Genomic DNA, 3429 nt, shown 5'->3' with positions numbered 1-3429 from the left:
CGATTAGCTCAGTTGGTAGAGCACCTGCCTTACAAGCAGGGGGTCACTGGTTCGAGTCCAGTATTGCCCACCAATGATTAAACGATTAAAATTACCAATTTAAATAATAGTTAAAGCCTGTTCTTTAACAATTTAGAAAACTAGACAGATAATTCTGTTAGTTAATTTAGGATAATAAAGTTATCCTGGCATTAATTTAATAGAAAGATAAATTATTTGTTATATTAAAACTTTTTAGGGTTGTATGGTTAAGTAATTAAGTGTACACCGGTGGATGCCTTGGCAGTCAGGGGCGATGAAGGACGTATTAACTTGCGATAAGCCTAGATAAGGAAGTAAAATCCGCTTGAGTCTGGGATTTCCGAATGGGGAAACCTATACACGCAAGTGTATATCATAATGTGAATATATAGCATTATGAAGTAAATCGAGGGAACTGAAACATCTAAGTACCTCGAAGAGTAGAAATCAATATGAGATTCCGAAAGTAGTGGCGAGCGAAATTGGAGTAGCCCTTAAACTATTAATGTATTAGGTGAAAGCTCTGGAAAGTGCTGTGATACAGGGTGATATCCCCGTAACCGACAGTACATTATTAGTGAAATCGAGTAAGGCGGGACACGTGATATCCTGTTTGAATATGGGGGGACCATCCTCCAAGGCTAAATACTACTGACTGACCGATAGTGAACTAGTACCGTGAGGGAAAGGTGAAAAGAACCCCTGTGAGGGGAGTGAAATAGAACCTGAAACCGTGTACATACAAGCAGTAGGAGCGCTGTTATTCAGTGTGACTGCGTACCTTTTGTATAATGGGTCAGCGACTTATATTCAGTGGCAAGGTTAACTGCATAAGGGAGCCGAAGGGAAACCGAGTCTTAACTGGGCTATTTTAGTCTCTGGATATAGACCCGAAACCAGGTGATCTAGCCATGAGCAGGTTGAAGGTTGAATAACATCAGCTGGAGGACCGAACCGACTAATGTTGAAAAATTAGCGGATGACTTGTGGTTAGGGGTGAAAGGCCAATCAAACCTGGAGATAGCTGGTTCTCCCCGAAAGCTATTTAGGTAGCGCCTCGGATGAATACTACTGGGGGTAGAGCACTGTTAAGGCTAGGGGGTCATCCCGACTTACCAACCCTTTGCAAACTCCGAATACCAGTAAGTAATGTCCGGGAGACACACGGTGGGTGCTAACGTCCATCGTGGAAAGGGAAACAACCCAGACCGCCAGCTAAGGTCCCTAATTTGTAGCTAAGTGGGAAACGATGTGGGAAGGCTTAAACAGCTAGGATGTTGGCTTAGAAGCAGCCATCATTTAAAGAAAGCGTAATAGCTCACTAGTCGAGTCGGCCTGCGCGGAAGATATAACGGGGCTAAGCTACAAACCGAAGCTGCGGCAATATAACCAACTGGTTATATTGGGTAGGGGAGCGTTCTGTAAGCTGTTGAAGATATGTCGTAAGGCATGTTGGAGGTATCAGAAGTGCGAATGCTGACATGAGTAACGATAATGAGGGTGAAAAACCCTCACGCCGGAAGACTAAGGGTTCCTGTCCAACGTTAATCGGGGCAGGGTAAGTCGACTCCTAAGGTGAGGCCGATAGGCGTAATCGATGGTAAACGGGTTAATATTCCCGTACTTTTTGCAATTGCGATGGGGGGACGGAGAAGGCTAGGTGTGCCTGGCGACGGTTGTCCAGGTTCAAATATGTAGGCGAATAGTTTAGGGAAATCCGGATTATTTTACGCTGAGATATGATGTCGAGCTGCTATGGTAGTGAAGTCATTGATGCCATGCTTCCAGGAAAATCCTCTAAGCTTACAGATTGTAAAGAATCGTACTCTAAACCGACACAGGTGGTCAGGTAGAGAATACCGAGGCGCTTGAGAGAACTCGGGTGAAGGAACTAGGCAAATTGGTACCGTAACTTCGGGAGAAGGTACACTTTTAACGGTGAAGTTCTTTGCGAATATAGCTGTTGAAAGTCGCAGATACCAGATGGCTGCAACTGTTTATTAAAAACACAGCACTGTGCAAAATCGTAAGATGAAGTATACGGTGTGACGCCTGCCCGGTGCCGGAAGGTTAATTGATAAGGTTAGACTTATAAAAAGTCAAAGCTTTTGATCGAAGCCCCGGTAAACGGCGGCCGTAACTATAACGGTCCTAAGGTAGCGAAATTCCTTGTCGGGTAAGTTCCGACCTGCACGAATGGCGTAATGATGGCCATGCTGTCTCCACCCGAGACTCAGTGAAATTGAAATTGCTGTGAAGATGCAGTATACCCGCGGCTAGACGGAAAGACCCCGTGAACCTTTACTACAGCTTGGCACTGAATGTTGAACTTATATGTGTAGGATAGGTGGGAGGCTTTGAAACCAGTACGCTAGTATGGGTGGAGCCGACCTTGAAATACCACCCTTATATGTTTGATATTCTAACTTAGCCCCGTTATCCGGGGTGAGGACAGTGTCTGGTGGGTAGTTTGACTGGGGCGGTCTCCTCCTAAAGAGTAACGGAGGAGCACGAAGGTGGGCTAATCACGGTTGGACATCGTGAGGTTAGTGCAATGGCATAAGCCCGCTTAACTGCGAGAATGACAATTCGAGCAGATGCGAAAGCAGGTCATAGTGATCCGGTGGTTCTGAATGGAAGGGCCATCGCTCAACGGATAAAAGGTACTCCGGGGATAACAGGCTGATACCGCCCAAGAGTTCATATCGACGGCGGTGTTTGGCACCTCGATGTCGGCTCATCACATCCTGGGGCTGGAGTCGGTCCCAAGGGTATGGCTGTTCGCCATTTAAAGTGGTACGCGAGCTGGGTTTAGAACGTCGTGAGACAGTTCGGTCCCTATCTGTCGTGGGCGTTGGAAGATTGAAAGGGGCTGCTTCTAGTACGAGAGGACCGAAGTGGACGAACCTCTGGTGTTCGGGTTGTATCGCCAGATGCATTGCCCGGTAGCTAAGTTCGGAATCGATAACCGCTGAAAGCATCTAAGCGGGAAGCGAGCCTTAAGATTAGTCTTCCCAGGCACATATGTTGTCCTGAAGGGTTGTTCAAGACTAGGACGTTGATAGGCAGGGTGTATAAGCATTGTGAAATGTTAAGCTAACCTGTACTAATTACCCGTGAGGCTTAACCATACAACCCTAAGTAGTTTTGGTGTTTATTCAGTTTTCTAATGTATAAAAGAATTAGCTTGGTGACTATAGCGTTGTGGACCCACCTGATTCCATACCGAACTCAGAAGTGAAACGCAGCAGCGCCAATGGTAGTGTGGGGTTTCCCCATGTGAGAGTAGGACATTGCCAGGCTTATAATTTTGGAGGGAGTGGTAGTTCAGCTGGTTAGAATACCGGCCTGTCACGCCGGGGGTCGCGGGTTCGAATCCCGTCCACTCCGCCAAAAATTACTTTTTCT

At 46.4% G+C, this 3429-nt stretch carries 1 tRNA gene and 2 rRNA genes; all 3 read left to right on the top strand.

Annotated features, from left to right (window positions below):
* Window positions 1–246 precede the first annotated feature (246 nt).
* The 3 genes from O1U_RS04670 (at window position 247) to O1U_RS04660 (ending at window position 3414) form a co-directional block, all read left to right on the top strand.
* Window positions 247–3152: ribosomal RNA gene (locus O1U_RS04670) — 23S ribosomal RNA — on the top strand.
* 55 nt (window positions 3153–3207) lie between these two features.
* Window positions 3208–3323 (top strand): 5S ribosomal RNA (rrf, locus tag O1U_RS04665).
* A 14-nt stretch (window positions 3324–3337) separates the two neighbouring features.
* Window positions 3338–3414, top strand: a tRNA-Asp gene (locus O1U_RS04660).
* Window positions 3415–3429 lie beyond the last annotated feature (15 nt).

Origin of the sequence: Candidatus Photodesmus katoptron Akat1 (genome assembly GCF_000478685.1) — a bacterium.
GTDB classification, from domain to species: domain Bacteria; phylum Pseudomonadota; class Gammaproteobacteria; order Enterobacterales; family Vibrionaceae; genus Vibrio; species Vibrio anomalopis.
This window is presented reverse-complemented; position numbering and strand designations above follow the sequence as displayed.